This is a genomic window from Aedoeadaptatus urinae (assembly GCF_900155585.1).
Taxonomy (GTDB): domain Bacteria; phylum Bacillota; class Clostridia; order Tissierellales; family Peptoniphilaceae; genus Aedoeadaptatus; species Aedoeadaptatus urinae.
Genome location: NZ_LT707418.1, coordinates 24,527 through 42,742 on the forward strand (window position 1 = coordinate 24,527; position 18,216 = coordinate 42,742).

The following is an 18,216-nucleotide window of genomic DNA, read 5'->3' on the forward strand; positions in this document are numbered from 1 at the left end:
GATGGAGAAGATGCGAGAGATCATCGACCAATTAAATACCTGGGCCCACGCCTACTACACCCTGGACGCGCCTCTGGTGGAGGACAAAACCTACGACGCCCTCTACGACAAGCTCGTCGCCATGGAAAAGGAGACGGGGATCGTGGCGCCCGATTCGCCCACTCGCCGCGTCGGCGGCGATCTGTTGGAAGGCTTCGAAAAGTTCACCCACGAGAAGCCTCTCTACTCCCTGGACAAGGCACAGAGCTACGAGCGGCTCAAGGCCTGGTGCGTTCGCATGCACGAGGCCGGCGCCGACGACAAGGGCTATATGGCGGAGCTGAAATTCGACGGCCTCACCATCTCCCTAACCTACGACGACGGCAAGCTCACCCGCGCCGTCACTCGTGGCAACGGCACCGTGGGCGAGGTGATCACGGAGCAGGCGGTGACCATATCCACCGTGCCCTTGAGTATTCCCTTTACCGGGCATTTGGTGGTTCAGGGCGAAGGGCTCATGCCCTATGCCAGTCTCAAGAAATACAACGAGACGGCGGCGGAGCCCTTAAAGAATCCGAGAAACGGTGCCGCCGGCGCTCTGCGCAATCTGGATCCCAAGGAAACCAGGCGTCGCAGGCTCACGGCGTATTTATACAATCTTACCGACGCCGAGGGCATGAGCTTCGACACCGACGAGGAAGTGAAGGCCTTTTTAAAGGAGCAGGGCTTTCTCGTTCACCCCATGACCCGATGCTGCAAAGACTTTCAGGCCATACTCGAATACATCGAAGAAGTGGAAAACATCCGCGACGATTTGGACGTCATGATCGACGGCGTCGTGTTGAAAATCAACGACGTCACCAAGCGGGACGTGCTGGGTTACACGGTGAAATTTCCCCGCTGGGCCATCGCCTATAAATTCGAGGCGAAGGAAGTGGTTACAAAGCTTCTCGATGTGGAATGGAATGTGGGGCGCACGGGCAAAGTGACGCCTACGGCCATACTGGAGCCCGTAGACATCGACGGGGTCACCATTCAGCGGGCCACCCTGAATAATTACGACGACATCCTGCGAAAAGGAGTGCGCCTCGGAGGAAAGGTGTTGTTACGTCGAAGTAACGACGTGATTCCGGAAATTTTAGAGGGAATCGGCGAAGAAGGTGATAGAATAGAGATGATCACCCATTGCCCCGCCTGCGCCACGGAGCTGGTGCAAAAGGGCGTGCACAGCTTTTGCCCGAACACCATAGGCTGCGAGCCCCAATTGGTGGCGCGGATCGATCACTTCGCCTCTCGCGATGCAATGGACATTACGGGCCTCAGCGAAAAGACGGCGGAACGATTAATCGCCGCGGGTCTACTGCACGAGATTCCGGATATTTACGGATTGAAGCGGGAAGATTTAATGACCCTCGAGGGATTCGGCGAAAAGAAGGCGGACAATCTCTTAAACGCCATCGACGCTTCGAAAAAAATCAGCTTCAAGCAATTTATTTACGCCTTGGGCATCGGCCAGGTGGGCATCAAAACCGCCGGCGATTTGGCGGATCACTTCGCCGATTTCGACGCCCTTTCCAAGGCGGAAGAATCGGAGCTCATTACCATCGAGGACATCGGCCCGGAAACGGCCCAAGAGATTCATCTCTTCTTTACGGATCCCGTCATCGGCGGCTACGTCCACGACCTAATGGATGCGGGCATCGAGTTGATCTACGAGACGAGAAAAAAATCCGGCGTTCTCGACGGTATGACCGTAGTTCTCACGGGCACCTTGTCCCGGCCTCGAAGCGAAGTAAAATCGTTGCTGGAAGCCGAGGGGGCGAAGGTCACGGGCTCCGTCTCGAAAAATACGGATCTGGTTCTCGCCGGAGAGGCGGCGGGGTCGAAAGCGGAAAAAGCGGAAAAATTAGGCGTACCCGTCTTATCGGAAGAAGCCTTTAATAGAAAGTGGGGAGACCTCCTATGAAAAAAGACCAAATAAGACATATTGCAGAAATTTCCAAGCTATACTTTACAGACGAGGAATTGGACGGCATGGTCAAGGAATTTTCCGATACCATGGATCTCATCGACACGATTAAACAGACGGACATTCATTGCGTGCCGACTTTTCATACGAATACCTTACCCAATCGCCTTCGCGACGACGAAATTCGTCCTTCCTTGGACAGGGAAGATGCCACGGGCAATGCCGTCGCCGTGAAATACGGTTACTTTGAAATCATTAAATTTGTGGAATAAGGAGGTCTTATGAATCTGACCCATTTAAGCGGCCTGGAAACCAGACGACTGTTTCTCGACGGTGAAATTACCTGTACGGAGCTGGTCGAAGCCTATTTAGAAAATATTAAGCGGGACGACGAGGATTTAAATGTTTTCATCACCCTCACTGAGGATATCGCCCTGAAAAAGGCGAAGGAATTGGACGAAAAGCGCGAAAAAGGCGAGCCCTTAGGAAAGCTGGCGGGCATCGTCGTCTCCTTAAAGGACAATATCGCCATGAAAGACGTGCGTATGACCTGTGCATCAAAAATGCTCGCCGATTTCGTTTCGCCCTACGACGCCGTAGTCACGACGAAGCTAAAGGCGGAGGATGCCATTCTCATCGGCAAGGTTAATCTGGACGAATTTGCCATGGGCTCATCCACGAAGACCTCTTACTTCGGCACGACGAAAAATCCCGTGGACAGAACCCGGGTTGCCGGCGGCTCCTCCGGCGGCAGCGCCGCTTCCGTTGCGGCAAATTTCTGTGCCATTAGTCTGGGCACCGACACCGGCGGATCCGTACGTCAACCGGCCTCCTTCTGTGGCGTCGTGGGCATGAAGCCCTCTCACGGAAGTATTTCACGCTACGGTGTCGCCGCCATGGCCAATACCTTTGACCAAGTCGGCGTCCTGGCTCATACCGTAGACGACGTACAATACGTCCTGGAAATCCTCGAAGGCTCCGATCAACGGGACGCTACCTGTATCGGCAACGACTCCCTTTCCGCCGAAGCCGTGAAAGGCGCCAAGCCCTTAAGCGAGCTGAAGGTTGCCATCCCCGACACCTTTAAGACCTTCGACGTGGAGGATTCCGTACGGGAAGCCTTCCAACGCACCGTGGACTTCATGAAGGAAAAGGGCGCACAAGTAGAATACGTCCACATCGCCAGCCTGGATCTGGCCATTGCCGTCTACCATATTTTGGTCAACGGCGAAATCGCGCCGAATATGAGCCGCTTCGACGGTATTTTGTACGGCTTTATTGCCGACGATTACGACAATATCGACGATCTCTACATCAAGACCCGCAGCGAAGGTTTCGGCGATGAAGTAAAGCGCCGCATCATGATCGGCTCCTATATTATGAGCATGGATCACTCCAAGGAATACTTCGAACAATCTCTGGAAATGCGTCACTGCATGATGGAAGAATTCAATCAGGTTTATCAAAACCACGACGTGATTCTCTGTCCCACCTCGCCGACAGTGGCTGTGCCTATCGACAGGGCGATGTCCCCGGTTCAAATCTATATGCTGGATTTATTTACGGTCCCCGTGAACCTTATCGGCACCGGCGGCATCAGCGTGCCGGCTAAGGACAAGGACGGGCTTCCCGTGGGCATTCAAATTATTCCGAAGAAGAGCAATGACCATCAAGCCCTTGCCACGGCGAAAGAATTGGAGGGAAATATCTAATGGGTTACAAGACAATCGTGGGATTAGAAATCCACGTCGAACTATCCACCAAGACCAAGGCCTTCTGCGGCTGCGAAAACGCCTACGGCAGAGAGCCCAACACCTGCACCTGTCCGGTTTGTTTAGGTCTTCCCGGCGCTACTCCCGTCTTAAACAAAGGCGCCGTGGAGCGTGCCATTGAAATCGCCACGGCCTTTCATATGGAAATCAATCACAAATCCACTTTCTCCAGAAAGAATTACTTCTATCCCGACTTAACCAAGGGCTATCAAATTACTCAAACCGACGAAGCCGTTGCCAATCACGGCTATATCGAAATCGAAACTGATGAGGGCCCTAAGAAGATCGGCATTCACCAAATTCAATTAGAAGAAGACACGGGCAAGAGCCTGCATACGGAAAAAGGTACGACCCTCATGGACTACAATCGCTGCGGCGTGCCCTTGGTGGAAGTGGTCTCCGACCCGGACATGGCTTCGGGGCTGGAAGCGCGCCTCTTCTTGGAAAAGCTGAGAAACACTCTGCGCTATTTGGAAGTCAGCGACGTGAAGATGGAAGAGGGCTCCCTGCGCTGCGACGTCAATGTCAATATTAAGAACACGGAAACAGGCGAACGCAGTGCCATTTCCGAGGTCAAGAACCTGAACTCTTTCCGCGCCGTGGAAAAGGCCATCGACTACGAAGTGGCCCGTCAAATCGAGCTTATGGAAAAGGGCGAAACGGAACTGCGCGCCACCCGTCGTTGGGACGATGCACAAAACAAAACCGTGGTTATGAGGGTAAAGTATACGGCCAGCGACTACCGCTTTGCGCCGGAAGGAGACCTGGGTCCCCTGTTCATCGACGACGAATGGATCGAAAAGGTGCGCAAGGGCATGGCGGAACTTCCCGATGTGAAGATCGCCCGCTTTATCGAAACCTACGGCCTGAAAGAATACGACGCGAAGGTTATTTGCGGTTCGAAAAAAGTTGCCAACTACTTTGAAGAGGTGGCCAAACACTTTACGGACTACGACATGCTTTCCAATTGGTTTATGACGGAATTTCTGCGCCGCATCGAAGTCACCGACGACGGGGACATGGAGGTGCCCTTCGAAGGAGAAGACTTCGCCTATCTCTTGGAGCAGGTGAAATCCGGAAAGATCAACAACAACGCCGGGAAGAAAGTTTTCCGCAAAATGTGTGAAGAAGGCAAGAAGCCCAAGGCCATTATCGAAGAAGAGGGCCTGGTTCAAATCGGTGACGCATCGGAAATCGAAGCCATGGTCAAGGAAGTCTTGGCTGAAAATCCCGAGTCCGTGGAACAATTTAAGGCGGGCAAGGACCGCGTCGTCGGCTTCCTCGTAGGCCAAGTTATGAAGAAAAGTCGCGGCAAGGCCAATCCTCAAATGGCCAATGAAATGCTCGTGAAATTTCTTAAGCAATAAAAAGGGGAATGTTCAGTGGAAAGTGTGATCACCTCGGCCATAACCGATTACGGTTACCTGGCCGTCTTCGCATTGATCTTTATAGAAAATGTATTTCCGCCCATTCCATCGGAAGTGATTTTGCTCCTCGGCGGCTTTTTCGTCGGGCGAGGCAACCTCTCTTTTCTTCCCACGACCTTGGCGGCCACGGCGGGCTCTCTTTTCGGGGCCTACATTCTCTACGGCATCGGCCGCATGGTGCCTACGGTAAAAATTTACGACTCCGCCGAGAACGGCTGGATGGGAAGGCTGGGCTTTAAGAAAAAGGAAATTATGGGCGTAGTCAACACGTTCGAGCACAAAGGAAAAATCCTCGTCCTCGTCGGCCGTTGCGTGCCCGTCATTCGCAGTCTGATCTCCATCCCCGCCGGTATGGTGTCCATGCGAATCTCCGTATTTTCTCTGCTCACGGCGGCGGGTTCCTTCGTGTGGAACTGCGTGCTCACCTTTCTCGGCTACAAGACCGGGGAAAATTGGCACGTGATCCTCACCTATTTGGATTACTACAAATACGTCATCGTGGCTCTGCTGGCCGTGCTGGCCGTAGCTTATTTGATTTGGCATTTTAAACAAAGGGACGCAGAATGAAATATAAACGCATGGAAGAAGCGGTTTTTCTTAACAGGGAAAATCGCTTTATTGCTATGGTAGAAAAAGACAATAAAAGTATACGGGTTCACGTGCCCAACACGGGACGCTGTCGGGAACTTTTTATCCCCGGGGCAAAAGTGCTCTTAGAGGGAGCGGATCCCGCAAGGAAACGCAAGACGCCTTACAGCTTGGTTACGGTGTATAAAGGGGACCTTCTCATAAATATCGACTCCCAGGCGCCCAATCATTTGGCAGCGGAATATTTCGACGGCGAGCCTTACTTAAAGGGCTTCGGAAAAATTCTTTCCTACGAGCGGGAAGTCACCGAGGGCGACAGCCGCTTCGACTTTTACCTCAAAGGCTCGGAAGGCGAAGGTTTTTTGGAAGTGAAGGGCGTCACCTTGGAAGCAGAGGGCCTGGCGAAATTTCCCGACGCGCCTACTGTGCGCGGGGCGAAGCACATTCGCGAGCTGGGCGACATGGCTGCGGAGGGAAAATGCTGCGGCGTGTTATTCGTCGTGCAGATGAAAGGCATTTGGGGTTTTACGCCAAACGAGGAGACGGATCCCGAATTCACTCGGGCACTGAGAGAAGCGGAAGAGAAGGGGCTCCATATTTTCGTCGTGGATACCATCGTCGACGGAGCGGAAATGGAAATGGATAAAGCCGTGCCCTATTTCAGAAAAGCGCCTCTCGCCCTTGTGAAGACCGGGGAAGAGCTGCCTGTCGTCGTCAACCTGATCGATTCGGCGCGGGCCGCATTAAAGATTGACGGCGTGGATCAATGGCAGGGCATGGATCCAACACCGGAAGAGCTTTTGGAAAATATCAAACGCGGCTGCTACTTCTTTAAAGACGATACCGTCGCAGGCATGGCCGTCTTAAGGGAAGGAGCGGATCCCACTTACGACGTCATCGACGGCAATTGGCTTACGGAGGGCGACTACCTGACGATTCATCAATTCGTCGTCGCCGAAAATAAAAGAGGCGAGGGCATAAGCAGGCGCATGATGGAGCGGATTTTCGCCTACGCAAGGTCAAAAGGCATCCCCGCCATTCGCATCGATACCCACGCCGATAATTTTCGCATGAAGGGTTTAATCGAGTCCACGGGCTTTACCTACTGCGGCGTGATTACCGTGGCCGACGGCACCGAGCGTGTGGCTTATGAGCAGGTGATTTTATGAAGCGACTTCTTTTATCCGCCGGGCACTCCGGCGCGGGCAAAACAACCATCACCATGGGGATCATCGGCGCCCTGATTCGCCGAGGCATGACGGTGGCATCGGCGAAGATCGGGCCCGATTACATCGATCCCATGTATCACCGGGCCCTGCGGGCTTACGGTGTGAATCTGGATCGCCATCTTATGGACGACGATTACATTTTCCACCTAATGGCTCGCCTGGAGAAAAAGGACGTCATCGTCATGGAAGGGGCCATGGGCTACTACGACGGCATGTCCACAACGACGGCATGTTCGGCAGCGGAGATGGCCAACTTCACTAAGACGCCGACGATTTTCATCGCATCGGGGCGGGGCAAGGGCGCGAGTCTCGGTGCGGAGCTTCAGGGCTTTTTAAATTATAAAGAAAACACCATTGCAGGCGTTATATTAAATCACACGAAGCCTGCCATGGCGTCCTACTACGAAAAAATCATCAAAGAAGCCACGGGGCTTTCCCTCTACGGCTGCATTCCCGATTTGGATCGGGACTTGCCGGAGCGCCATCTGGGTCTGCATCGACCGGAGGAGATAAAAAACTTCCGCACCTTTGCAGAAAATTGGGCGGACGTCGTGGAAAATTACGTGGATTTAGATAAGCTCCTCGCGGCGTGTGAAACGGAATCCGTGAGCAGTGAAATGACCATGCTTCCAACTAGGGAAAAAATTCCCGTGGCCATTGCGAAGGACGAGGCCTTTTTCTTTTATTACGAAGACGTCCTCGACGATCTCGCCGAGAGAGGCGTGGAATGGATTCCCTTCTCGCCCCTCACGGATCCTCTGCCGAAGGGGATCTGCGGCGTCTACCTGGGCGGCGGCTATCCGGAGCTTCACAAAGAAGCTTTGGCGAAAAATACGGCCCTTGCTCGTGATTTAAAATCTTTCGTCGAAAGCGGCGGCCTTCTTATTGCCGAGGGCGGCGGCTTTATGAGCCTTCTCGAAAAAATCGACGGCAGCGAAGCCTTCGGGCTCTTTCCCGGCGAATCGAAAATGACGGAGCGCCTGCAACACTTCGGCTATCAGGTGATAAATGCGGAAGAGGACGGCTTGTTATTAAAGGCCGGCGAGGCCCCACACGTCCACGAATTTCACTACAGCGCCGCCGATGAAGAGGGGAAGGACCTTCTCATCCAAAAGCCGGGAGGCAGGGGAAAGAGGCGCACGGCGTATCACAGGAAAAATATTTACGCCGGCTATCCTCAACTCCATCTAAGCGGCAACGAGAGAATCAGAGATAATTTTCTTGAGGCATTAAAGGAGGCGACAATGTGGCAGGGTTAATGGTATTGGGAACGGCATCCAACGCGGGCAAAAGCGCCATGGTGGCAGCGCTCCTTCGCATTTACGCCAACAGAGGCTACCGTGTGGCGCCCTTTAAGGCGCAGAACATGGCTCTGAACAGCGGCATCACCGACGACGGCTCGGAAATCGGGCGGGCGCAAATCGTGCAGGCGGAAGCGGCGCGGATTCCCGCCGACGTGCGCATGAACCCTATTCTCTTAAAGCCGACATCGCCGGGTGTGAGCCAGGTTATCGTAAATGGCCGCGTCTACAAAAATCTCGAGACCCGAGCCTATTACGCCGAAAAGAAAAAGCTCTTTCCGAAAGCCCTGGCGGCCTACGAATCCCTGGCCGATGAGTTCGACTTTGTCTTGTGTGAAGGAGCGGGAAGCGCCTCGGAGATCAATTTAAAAAGCGTGGACATGGTAAACATGGGCTTCGCCAAGGCGGCGGACATTCCTGCCATACTCATTGCCGACATCGATCGCGGCGGCATGTTCGCCTCCGTCGTGGGCACTTGGGAGCTCTTCGACGAGGACGAGCGAAGAAGGCTCAAGGGAATCGTCGTGAACCGCTTCCGCGGCGACGTGTCCATATTGGTGCCGGGGCTTAAAATTTTGGAAGAGCGCACCGGCGTCCCCGTCCTCGGCGTCGTGCCCTACGCCGATGTGCGCCTGGAGGCGGAAGACTCCCTTGCCATGGAATTTCACGAGACGAATGACGCCGCCGTGGACATCGCCGTCATTCGTCTGCCCCACATATCCAATGTCACCGATGTAGCGCCATTTCAAATGATGGCCGACGTTTCCGTCCGCACCATCGCCAGAGTGGAAGATTTCGGCGAGCCGGATCTCTTGATCATCCCCGGAACGAAAAACACCATGGCCGATTTAAAATGGCTGAAAGAAACGGGAATATATTCCCGCGTCCTGCGTCACGCGGAAAGCGGCGGCGCCGTCTTTTCCATTTGCGGCGGCTTTCAAATGATGGGAGACACCCTTTCCGATCCGGATTTCGTTGAAAGCGGCGGCACCATGGAGGGGCTCAAGCTCTTTCCCATGGACACCGTCTTTTCAAAAGAGAAGAAACAATGCCGTGTGGAAACGGCGATTACCTCTTCCGAGAGCCTGCTGAAAAATCTGAACGGAACAAAAGTATCGGGCTATGAAATCCATATGGGACAAAGCGAGATAAGAGAGGGCGCAGACATGAAGCCTTTGACGGAGTCCGGCGGCGTCGCAAAAAACGGCCGCCTCTACGGAACCTACATTCACGGCTTCTTCGATGCTCCCCACATCGCCGAAGGGATCGTGGCAGCGCTGAAGAAAGAAAAAGACCTGCCGGCGAAAGAAACCATGGACTACGCCGCTTTTAAAGACAGCCAAATCGAAAAGCTGGCATCCGTGGTGGAAGAGGCCTTGGATATGAAGAAGCTGGACGAAATCTTGGGCTTGTTGTAAAAGGAGGGACCATTGAAGATACTGATGATCGAAGACGACGAGACCATCGTCTACGGCGTGAAAACTTATCTGGCTCGGTACGACATGGATGTGGTGGCGGCGAGTCGATTGGGCGATGTGGGCGAAGAGCAAATTTGCTCCGCCGATCTGCTCATTCTCGATGTAAATCTTCCCGACGGATCGGGCTTCGATTTTTTAAATTGGGTCCGTTCCTTTTCTAAACTGCCCATTCTCATGTTGACGGTAAAAGGCGACGAAGACTATGTCGTGAAGGGCTTGTCTCAAGGGGCCGATGAATACGTGGCGAAGCCATTTTCCCTTCCCGTACTGAAGGCGCGAATTGACAATCTTTTTAAGCGTCGCGTGCCGGAAGAAGAGTTGTTGGAATTTAAAGAGCTGATCTTAGACAGGCAATCGAAGATGGCGATCTTGCGGGGCGATGCCGTGGACTTAAATAGACAGGAATTTGATCTGCTGGCCATGCTATTGGCACATCGGGGCAGACAATTGTTGCGAAGCCAATTAATCGACGAGGTGTGGGGCTTTGGCGACGAAGTTAACGATAATACGCTCACCGTCGCCATGAAGCGCCTTCGCAAGAAACTGGGACCTTACGGCCATTTTATAAAAACCGTGCGAGGCATGGGCTATTTTTGGGAGGATGGCGATGAATAAGAGACAGACCCTATTGATCCTATCGCTAAATCTCGTCCTTTCCATGGTTGTGATCGCTTTCTTTCCCCGCTTCGATTGGTTGACCGTCGCGCTGTTTATTATGATTAACGGAGGGCTTTACTTTGCCATCGATCGCTTTGAAGGGAAGAGTTCCATGGAAATGGAAGAGAAGATCGACGACATGATCCGCCTCCTACATAGTTCGGATCCGGAGTCTCGAGTCGATGAGGCCGAAGAAGACGATTTTTCTAAGCTGAGAGATGAAATCGTGAAGATGACATCAGAAAATAAGCGCATCGCTCAAGAGGCTGAGAACCGTCGCGTTCAACTAACGGAGTATACGGAAGATATCGCCCATCAAATCAAGACGCCAATTACAGGCACCTTGCTTATGCTGGATCTCATCGACGATGCATCGGACAAAGAGGCACTTGAACGTATGGGCCGATCCATGGAGCGCCTCTTGGGCCTTTCCGATGCGCTACTTAAATTGGCGGCGGTGGACAGTGATGTGGTGGCGATGAAAAAGGAAGCGGTCGACGGTATGGAGCTGGCGACATCCGTGGCGGAAGGATTGGAAAGTGCCTTCGGGAGAGAAAAGATCCCTTGCACTATTTATGGCGAATCAGTGGCTCTCTATTGCGATAAGAAATGGACCTACGAAGCCCTGTTTAATCTGGCGAAGAACGGCATGGAAGCGTCCAAAGAAAGAGGCATAGCCATGACTTTTATAAAAACCAATGTCTACAAATCCATTGTCGTCGAAGATTTCGGCGAAGGCATGGATCGGGACACTTTGAAACAAGCATTTCGGCGCTTTTATAAAAAAGATCCCAACACATCCGGCTTTGGAATCGGCCTCCCCATGGCAAGGGCGATTATGAAAAGACAAGGCGGCGATCTCCTCTATACAAAAGGCAAGGAATCAAATCGATTCGAGTTGCGCTTTTACGAATAAACGAGGCATCGGTACTCAGTCACCGACCGGTCACTTTCACTTGATATCGTAGGCTCAGAAAAGGAGGAACACTATGCCTATTGTAAAAACAGTGAATCTTACGAAGACCTACGGTCGGACGGTGGAAGTACACGCACTGGACGGCGTTAATTTTCAATTGGAAAAAGGAGACTTGGTGGCAATCATCGGCGACAGCGGATCGGGAAAGTCCACCTTACTCCACCTTTTGGCTGGTATCGACAGACCCACCGGCGGCGAAATTTATATTCAAGATAAAAACATTACCACCCTTAGTAACGAGGAAATGACCATTTTCCGCCGACGAAACATCGGGGTCATCTACCAATTTTTCAATTTGATCCCCAATATAACGGCACGGAAAAATATCTTACTTCCCCTACTTCTGGACGGAAGAAAGGAAGACGAGGCTTATTTTAAAGAGATTATTTCGATTCTCGGGATCGAAGATAAATTGGATCGCTATCCGAAACAACTTTCCGGCGGCGAGCAGCAGCGGGTGGCCATCGCCCGAAGCTTAATCACGAGGCCCGCCCTGATTTTAGCGGACGAGCCCACGGGGAACTTGGATCGGCGAAATTCCGAAGAAATCACTGCCCTTTTCCGATTGGTCAACGAGCGCACCGGCTCCACCATGGTCGTCGTGACCCACGATGAAAATGTGGCCAACAGCTGCCAAAAAGTTTTTCGCATGATCGATGGAAAACTCTTCCCTTCGGAGGTGTAGACGATGAAAATCATTGGTGAATTAGCTGCCTCCGTGGTCAACGCCGGAAAAAAAGACGCCTTGGCGGTAAAAACAAGCATACTGCTTGCCGTGATTTTACTGGGGACCATTCTGTTTATCACTACCTCTTTAAGAAAAGCGGAAGTTGATTTTGCCGTCGCCGATCAAGGTGATTACCACGCGTCCATTGCCGAGGTCGACGCCTCTTTTTACGATGATTTAAAAAAGAATCCGGCCATCGAGAAAATTGCCTTTGATCGCATTGTAAAAACGGACCGAAACGCCGTGATTTACGAACGGGAAGATTGTTTCTCTCAATTAAAAAGCTTTGAACCCGTCGAGGGCAGGCGGCCGGAAAGAGACGACGAATTGTTAGTGCCTGATTCATTTTTGAAGCAAAATCGAGATCTGCATCTGAACAGCACATTGGAGGCGGAAGGGAAGACTTATCGGATCGTAGGCGTTTACGAGAACCCCGAATTATCGTTTGATGAGTATTATTTGATCGGTCGCGTGTCAGATGTGTCGAAAGACGCACTTTATGACGGTTCGAGTGTCGTAGAGGCCTATATATGGTACAAAAACCCACGGGATACCTACACTCTGACGCGGGAGATTTTACAGAAGCGAAGCATCGATCCGAAAGTGGCGGAAAGTCAGGGGCGATTGGGTTACAACATCCCTCTCTTGAATTATAAATTGATCTATCCCAATGGAATTATTCCGCCGAAAAATGTGCTATCTCGTGCACTGGAAATGTATATTCCCATGAGTCTGTTGGTACTCTTATTTGCCTTTATTATTTACGGCGCTTTTAACGTGTGGAACAGTCGGGATCAGCGGGAGATCGCCCTGTTAAAAAGCGTGGGCATGACGGAGAAACAAGTAAAGGAAATGATCCGCAGGCGCGCTTTTCTTTTGGCGAGGGGACCGATTCTGCTGGGCACGGCTCTGTCCTATGGCGTGGCCAACGGACTCTTGTATTTAATGTGGCGCAACAATGCCAAGAGCATCCATGCTGTGGCCGACATATTAAGCGAGCGAATTAAGGCGCCGGATTTTCAAGCGGTGAGCCTTTCGCCCTATGGGATTTTGGCTATTTTAGTTTTATCTGCGGCGACGGTTTATCTATCCGCCATGGTGCCGGCGAAGCGCTGCGGGAAATTAAATATTATTGAGGGACTAAACGACCTGTCGGAAAAAGACGGGCGACGGGGTCCGTCGAAAGTAAAGGGAAAAATCGAAAGGACCTTGGCCAAAGATTATTACGTTTCTTACAAGAGAACCTACCGCACGATCCTTTTGTCTACGGCCCTTTCGGCCGTGATTCTCACCGTGGTCATGGTGTCCGGCGCCTATAGCGGGCTCACTGAGGCCTACGACAAATTTCGCAGCCCCTATTCCTTTTCCTCGGTTATTTACACCCCGGGATCGATGGATCCCCAAATGATCGAGGACCTAGAGGCTCTAAAAGGCGCGGATGAATGGCATGTATATCGCAAGCAAGACTTTAAGTGCTTTGTCGGAGACAACGGAGCGTTCTTTTCAGATCCTATGAAACAGGCGTTAAAAGATGGCAAGAAGTCAAAAGAATTGTATGCCAGGCTTTATGGACTTACCGACGAGGATTACGAGAAACTTTTAGAAGCGAATGGATACGATAACGATACGGCGTATTTGCTCTTAAATAGAACCGCCGCCGACGACGGAAGTCCCTATGCCTTTCGAAATTACATTTCCGTCACCGATGGAAGCGGGGCCGTAAAGCTGCGCTACGCCGCGGAGGGCAAGGTGATGGCCATCGGCATCGGCGGCGTGATCGACGAGATGCCCTTCGCCATCGAGCCCATGACGGCTCGAGAAGTCTCCCTATTTACGCGACAGTCCACCATGGAGGCGTTTTTTCAAAAGGAAGGACACGATCCGGCAGATCCGGTCAACTACTACAATATAAAAATGCGAGCGGACAAAAACGTGGACAAAGTATCCGAAGATTTCGAGAAAGTCATCGCATCTTATATTCCGAAGACCGACCACTCCACCTTGACTCAAGCCATGAGTCGGGCTTTGGATAATGAGGCGGAGAGGAATGTGCGCGTACTGAACGGAGGCATTCAAGGGATTCTCATTCTCATCGCCTTGACCAATGCTTACAATAGTTTTATCGGCAACTTGCGGGCCAGAAAGAGAGAGTTTGAACTGCTTATGACGGCGGGCATGACGGAAAGGCAAATGAAATCCATGGTTTACAGAGAAGGCGGCATGCTCTTTTTGCGGCTACTTGTCCTTTACGGCATCTTGCTTCCCGTGGTCATCTTAGGACGATCGGCGAGGAGCAAATTCGCCCTTGCTTTCGCCGCGAAAAATCTTTTCTTCACGACGAACTATCTGCCCATTGCTTTGGTATTCGTCGTCATGGGCATCGGGATCAGCCTTTCCATAAGAAAGGGCTTGGAGCAAGTATTCGTTGAATAAACGGAAATAGGAATTGAAGTAAAATTTACGACAGAATAACATATAAATGCTCTAAAAAATCCATTGGGGAAGTAATTCCTCAATGGATTTTTATCTCTTGCAAATGAAATTTAAGCAGAAAAAATTTACATTTTACAATACCAATTTTTTCCACTTTCGAATCTTCGTTCTAAATGTCCCAAAAGGCGCAACAGTATTTACATGAATAAATTTGTAAACTTCCCACGTCGCCGTTTTTGTCGCCTCATCAGCCCATTTTCGCATGTGAGGCTTAAATAGTTCCTCTTCATTCAGTTCATCAATCATCAGATAAATGGCGTCGACATTCTCTGTGAGCATATTTTTTAATTCTTTTAAGGAATTAGAAGCATACGTATCTGTAAACCACTGATACAATTCTCCCAGCTGATTCCATCGAAACGAATTTGACGGGGTTTTAACGTCCTGACCCTTTTTTTCCTCTTCTTCCCATTTTAAAAGGAGCGTTGTCCAGCCTACTTGATAGGCTAAGTTTTCAGCGGGTGTACGATCCACTTCATCCACTCTTGTATCCTTTAAATCCTCAGGAATGGTTTCAAACTCTGCGATGTATTTTTCAAAGGTCTTCTTTATTTCATTTTTTAATTCGTCCTTGTTTTCGTAAGATCGCATATATACCTCCGCGCAATCGTAAAATTAAGATAGTACCATTTTAAAACATCGCTTTTTGGTAACTCAAGGAAATTCAGAAAAATTCCACATCTATGCATACATGAAAAAATCGGCACAAGAGAACTTATGCCGATTCGTTATTTTTATTCGACGGTAACGGATTTCGCCAGGTTTCTCGGCTTGTCCACGTCGTTGCCCAAAAGGACGCTCACTTTGTAGGCGAGGATTTGTTGGGGCAAGACGGCGAGAATGGGGGCGTAGAGATCGGAAATGGCGGGGATGCGAATGAGATCGTCGGCCACTTCGTCGATGTGGGCGCTGACGTCGTCGGTAATGACGATGTTGTAAGCGCCTCTGGCCTTCACTTCTTTAATATTGGAAATGCTTTTTTCCACGAGAAGGGATTGGGTGATGATGGTGACGATGGGAAGTCCCTCTTCCACGAGGGCGATGCTGCCGTGTTTTAATTCGCCGGCGGGCATGGATTGGGCGTGGATGTAGGAGATTTCCTTGAGCTTTAAGGCGCCTTCTTTCGCGCTCAGGTAGTCGATGCCGCGGCCCAAGTAGAAAATGGCCGGGTGAGAAGCGAGGCGTTTGGCAATGGGATCCAAATCATCCACATGTTCTAAAATGGATTCGATTTTTTCCGGAACGTCGGAGAGCTCTTCGATGGCAACCTTCACCGCTTCTTCGTCGTAGGTGCCCAGCTTGTAGCCGAAGTCCAGGGCCAAGAGATAAAGGCTCAAGAGCTGAGTGGAGTAGGCCTTGGTGCTGGCAACGGAAATTTCGGGGCCGGCGTCGCAGTAAATGACTTTGTCGCTTTCCCGGTCGATGGAAGATCCCAACACATTGGTAATGGCGAGAACCTTCGCGCCCCGTTGTTTTGCCTCACGAAGCACGGCCAGGGTGTCGCCGGTTTCGCCGGATTGGCTCACGACGATGAGCAGGCTGTTTTCGTTTAAGAAGGGCATATTATAGCGGAATTCCGATGCGATTTCCGCCGTAATTTCCTTTTGCATGGCCTCTTCCAAGGCGCGCTTGCCCACTTGGGAAGCGTGGAAGGCCGTGCCGCAGGCGGTCATGTAAACGTGGTCGAAGTTTTCGATTTCTTCTTTCGTAAAGGATTGATCGCCGAAGCTGACGAAGCCATCTTTCACTTTGCGAAGCAGGCAGTCGCGAATGACCTTCGGTTGTTCGAAGATTTCTTTCATCATGTAGTGTTCGAAGCCTTCTTTGCCGGCGCTTTCCATGCTCCATTCCACGGTCTGTACATCTTTTTCGATGGCTTTGCCGCCGTTATAGATGGTGTAGTCGCCGTTTTCAATGACCACGAGATCGTCGTTGTCCAAATAAATCACATCGCGGGTGTAGGCCAAGAGGGCGGGGATGTCCGATGCGGCAAAGACGCCGTCTTCTGCAATGCCTAAAATCAAGGGGGATTCCCTGCGGGTGACGATTAAGGTTTCCGGATCCTCGGAAGAGAGGACGGCCAGGCTGAATGTGCCGCGGAGTTCTTTCGTCGCATCTTCCACGGCCGCCTTCAAGTCGCCGTGAAGCTTCGATGCGATTAAGTTTGCCACCACTTCCGTATCCGTTTCGGAATAGAAGGTGTAGCCCTCTTCCATGAGTCGATTTTTAATTTCCTGGAAATTTTCGATAATGCCGTTGTGTACCACGGCCACCTTTGAATCGCTGGAAACGTGGGGGTGGGCATTTATTTCACTGGGAACGCCGTGAGTCGCCCAGCGAGTGTGGCCGATGCCGTTGTGGCCTGCCAGGGGATGGGCGCGGAGCTTTTCTTCCAAAGCATCCAAGCGGCCGGCTGCTTTTGTAACTTTTAATACGCCGTCTTCGATGATGGCGATGCCGGCACTGTCGTAGCCGCGATATTCTAATTTTTCAAGTCCCTGAAGAATCCGTTCTTCAGCATTTACTTTGCCGTTAAAGGCGACAATTCCACACATAATATCCTCCTAATCTCGGGAGCTGCCGTATTGATTTTGTGCACAGATTGCTCTGGGTTTTGTACAATACTTAGGTTGCAGACCTATGAAGCATCCGCCGAAAATTTCGATCACTTCATTCCTCGTCCACCTTGAAGGTGCTGGCGCTCATATTCTTCTCCCGCACTAAATTACTAGCGTACATAACTATTATACCATAGCCTTCGGGATTAAGAGAATAGACTCATCTTGACGGACGTATATAGGATTGTTATGATAAAGAGCAGAGAAAGGCAAATATGCCGCAAATACTAGGAGGTAATCATGACTGAAGAAAATAAAGTACTGGCGTCCATTGGACAAATGGACATTCATCAATCCGATGTGGATGCTTATTTAAAGAGCATGAATCCGCAAATGGCCATTCAATTCCAAGGCGAAGAAGGCAAAAAGCATATTTTAGACGAATTGGTTCGTCAAGAGCTTTTGCTTTTGGATGCCCAAGACAGAAAATTGGACGAAGAGGAAGAATTTAAAAAGGTCTTCGCCGATACGAAGAAGTCCCTTTTGAAATCCTACAACTTCTCCAAAACCATTGAAGGCGTGGAAGTGTCTGAAGAAGACATGAAAAAGTATTACGAAGAAAACAAGGATTATTTCAAAAAGCCGGAATCCGTACACGCCGCTCACATTTTAATCGACGACGAAGAAAAGGCCGCCGACCTCGCCAAGCAAGCACGTGAAGGCGCCGACTTTGCCGATCTGGCCAAGGAACACTCTTCCTGCCCCTCCAATCAAAACGGCGGCGACTTGGGTACCTTCGGTCGCGGTCAAATGGTACCGGAGTTCGAGGAAGAAGTTTTCGCCATGGAAGACGGAGAAATTTCCGATCCCGTGAAGACCCAATTCGGTTACCACATTATTAAACGCTTTGAAGGCAGTCCGGAAGAAGCGAAAAGTTTCGACGACGTTCGCGGCGAAATTCAAATGGAACTAACTCGTCAAAAACAACAACAATGCTATTTGGACAAGGTAGCCGAGCTGGAAAAGAAATACAAGGTAGAATACAAATAAAGAAGTGGCTTT

Annotated in this window: 15 protein-coding genes; 13 read left to right on the forward strand and 2 right to left on the reverse strand. The window is 51.0% G+C overall.

Annotated elements, in window-relative coordinates:
- The first annotated feature begins 1 nt into the window (after position 1).
- The 12 genes from ligA (at position 2) to BQ7397_RS05300 (ending at position 14,536) form a co-directional block, all read left to right on the forward strand.
- Complete coding sequence (ligA, locus tag BQ7397_RS05245; protein ID WP_077075067.1) at positions 2 to 1,945, forward strand: NAD-dependent DNA ligase LigA; 1,944 nt, start codon at positions 2 to 4, stop codon at positions 1,943 to 1,945.
- Positions 1,942 to 2,220 (forward strand): Asp-tRNA(Asn)/Glu-tRNA(Gln) amidotransferase subunit GatC, encoded by a 279-nt coding sequence (gene gatC / locus BQ7397_RS05250; RefSeq protein WP_077075068.1) that lies wholly within the window; start codon positions 1,942 to 1,944, stop codon positions 2,218 to 2,220. Before ligA ends, gatC begins: the two co-directional genes overlap by 4 nt.
- 9 nt (positions 2,221 to 2,229) lie before the next feature.
- Entirely contained in the window at positions 2,230 to 3,660 is a 1,431-nt protein-coding gene (gene gatA, locus BQ7397_RS05255; protein ID WP_077075069.1) for an Asp-tRNA(Asn)/Glu-tRNA(Gln) amidotransferase subunit GatA, read from the forward strand.
- Complete coding sequence (gene gatB / locus BQ7397_RS05260) at positions 3,660 to 5,087, forward strand: Asp-tRNA(Asn)/Glu-tRNA(Gln) amidotransferase subunit GatB (protein WP_077075070.1); 1,428 nt, start codon at positions 3,660 to 3,662, stop codon at positions 5,085 to 5,087. Before gatA ends, gatB begins: the two co-directional genes overlap by 1 nt.
- A gap of 15 nt (positions 5,088 to 5,102) precedes the next feature.
- Positions 5,103 to 5,714, forward strand: coding sequence for a DedA family protein (locus BQ7397_RS05265; protein ID WP_077075071.1), 612 nt, complete (start codon positions 5,103 to 5,105; stop codon positions 5,712 to 5,714).
- Entirely contained in the window at positions 5,711 to 6,904 is a 1,194-nt protein-coding gene (sfsA, locus tag BQ7397_RS09185) for a DNA/RNA nuclease SfsA (RefSeq protein WP_077075072.1), read from the forward strand. The genes BQ7397_RS05265 and sfsA overlap by 4 nt, the downstream gene beginning before the upstream one ends.
- The gene (locus BQ7397_RS05275) at positions 6,901 to 8,223 is read left to right on the forward strand and encodes a cobyrinic acid a,c-diamide synthase CobB (protein ID WP_077075073.1); all 1,323 of its coding nucleotides are present in this window, start codon (positions 6,901 to 6,903) and stop codon (positions 8,221 to 8,223) included. Before sfsA ends, BQ7397_RS05275 begins: the two co-directional genes overlap by 4 nt.
- Positions 8,211 to 9,683 (forward strand): cobyric acid synthase, encoded by a 1,473-nt coding sequence (locus tag BQ7397_RS05280; protein WP_200801207.1) that lies wholly within the window; start codon positions 8,211 to 8,213, stop codon positions 9,681 to 9,683. The genes BQ7397_RS05275 and BQ7397_RS05280 overlap by 13 nt, the downstream gene beginning before the upstream one ends.
- Before the next feature lie 12 nt (positions 9,684 to 9,695).
- On the forward strand, positions 9,696 to 10,358 hold the full coding sequence (locus tag BQ7397_RS05285; protein WP_077075075.1) for a response regulator transcription factor: 663 nt from the start codon (positions 9,696 to 9,698) through the stop codon (positions 10,356 to 10,358).
- Positions 10,351 to 11,316, forward strand: a complete 966-nt coding sequence (locus BQ7397_RS05290; RefSeq protein WP_200801208.1) for a sensor histidine kinase — start codon at positions 10,351 to 10,353, stop codon at positions 11,314 to 11,316. Before BQ7397_RS05285 ends, BQ7397_RS05290 begins: the two co-directional genes overlap by 8 nt.
- A 73-nt stretch (positions 11,317 to 11,389) precedes the next feature.
- Positions 11,390 to 12,061 (forward strand): ABC transporter ATP-binding protein, encoded by a 672-nt coding sequence (locus tag BQ7397_RS05295; protein WP_077075077.1) that lies wholly within the window; start codon positions 11,390 to 11,392, stop codon positions 12,059 to 12,061.
- Between the two features lie 3 nt (positions 12,062 to 12,064).
- Positions 12,065 to 14,536 carry an ABC transporter permease gene (locus BQ7397_RS05300; RefSeq protein ID WP_077075078.1) on the forward strand — a complete coding sequence of 824 codons (2,472 nt, stop codon included), beginning with the start codon at positions 12,065 to 12,067 and terminating at the stop codon, positions 14,534 to 14,536.
- 132 nt (positions 14,537 to 14,668) lie between these two features.
- Here BQ7397_RS05300 and BQ7397_RS05305 read toward each other — a convergent pair whose 3' ends face one another.
- Both BQ7397_RS05305 and glmS read right to left on the reverse strand, forming a co-directional pair.
- Entirely contained in the window at positions 14,669 to 15,187 is a 519-nt protein-coding gene (locus BQ7397_RS05305) for a ClbS/DfsB family four-helix bundle protein (protein ID WP_077075079.1), read from the reverse strand.
- Between the two features lie 143 nt (positions 15,188 to 15,330).
- Positions 15,331 to 17,151 (reverse strand): glutamine--fructose-6-phosphate transaminase (isomerizing), encoded by a 1,821-nt coding sequence (gene glmS / locus BQ7397_RS05310; RefSeq protein ID WP_077075080.1) that lies wholly within the window; start codon positions 17,149 to 17,151, stop codon positions 15,331 to 15,333.
- A 303-nt stretch (positions 17,152 to 17,454) separates the two neighbouring features.
- Between glmS and BQ7397_RS09360 the strand changes: the two genes are divergently transcribed.
- Positions 17,455 to 18,204 (forward strand): peptidylprolyl isomerase, encoded by a 750-nt coding sequence (locus tag BQ7397_RS09360; RefSeq protein WP_077075081.1) that lies wholly within the window; start codon positions 17,455 to 17,457, stop codon positions 18,202 to 18,204.
- The last annotated feature ends 12 nt before the right edge of the window (positions 18,205 to 18,216 follow it).

Excerpts from the sequence above, each read along its gene's own strand:
- ligA (WP_077075067.1), top strand. The coding sequence starts at position 2 with ATGGAGAAGATGCGAGAGATCATCGACCAATTAAATACCTGGGCCCAC.
- gatC (WP_077075068.1), top strand. The coding sequence starts at position 1,942 with ATGAAAAAAGACCAAATAAGACATATTGCAGAAATTTCCAAGCTATAC.
- gatA (WP_077075069.1), top strand. The coding sequence starts at position 2,230 with ATGAATCTGACCCATTTAAGCGGCCTGGAAACCAGACGACTGTTTCTC.
- gatB (WP_077075070.1), top strand. The coding sequence starts at position 3,660 with ATGGGTTACAAGACAATCGTGGGATTAGAAATCCACGTCGAACTATCC.
- sfsA (WP_077075072.1), top strand. The coding sequence starts at position 5,711 with ATGAAATATAAACGCATGGAAGAAGCGGTTTTTCTTAACAGGGAAAAT.
- BQ7397_RS05275 (WP_077075073.1), top strand. The coding sequence starts at position 6,901 with ATGAAGCGACTTCTTTTATCCGCCGGGCACTCCGGCGCGGGCAAAACA.
- BQ7397_RS05290 (WP_200801208.1), top strand. The coding sequence starts at position 10,351 with ATGAATAAGAGACAGACCCTATTGATCCTATCGCTAAATCTCGTCCTT.
- BQ7397_RS05295 (WP_077075077.1), top strand. The coding sequence starts at position 11,390 with ATGCCTATTGTAAAAACAGTGAATCTTACGAAGACCTACGGTCGGACG.
- BQ7397_RS05300 (WP_077075078.1), top strand. The coding sequence starts at position 12,065 with ATGAAAATCATTGGTGAATTAGCTGCCTCCGTGGTCAACGCCGGAAAA.
- BQ7397_RS05305 (WP_077075079.1), bottom strand. The coding sequence starts at position 15,187 with ATGCGATCTTACGAAAACAAGGACGAATTAAAAAATGAAATAAAGAAG.
- glmS (WP_077075080.1), bottom strand. The coding sequence starts at position 17,151 with ATGTGTGGAATTGTCGCCTTTAACGGCAAAGTAAATGCTGAAGAACGG.
- BQ7397_RS09360 (WP_077075081.1), top strand. The coding sequence starts at position 17,455 with ATGACTGAAGAAAATAAAGTACTGGCGTCCATTGGACAAATGGACATT.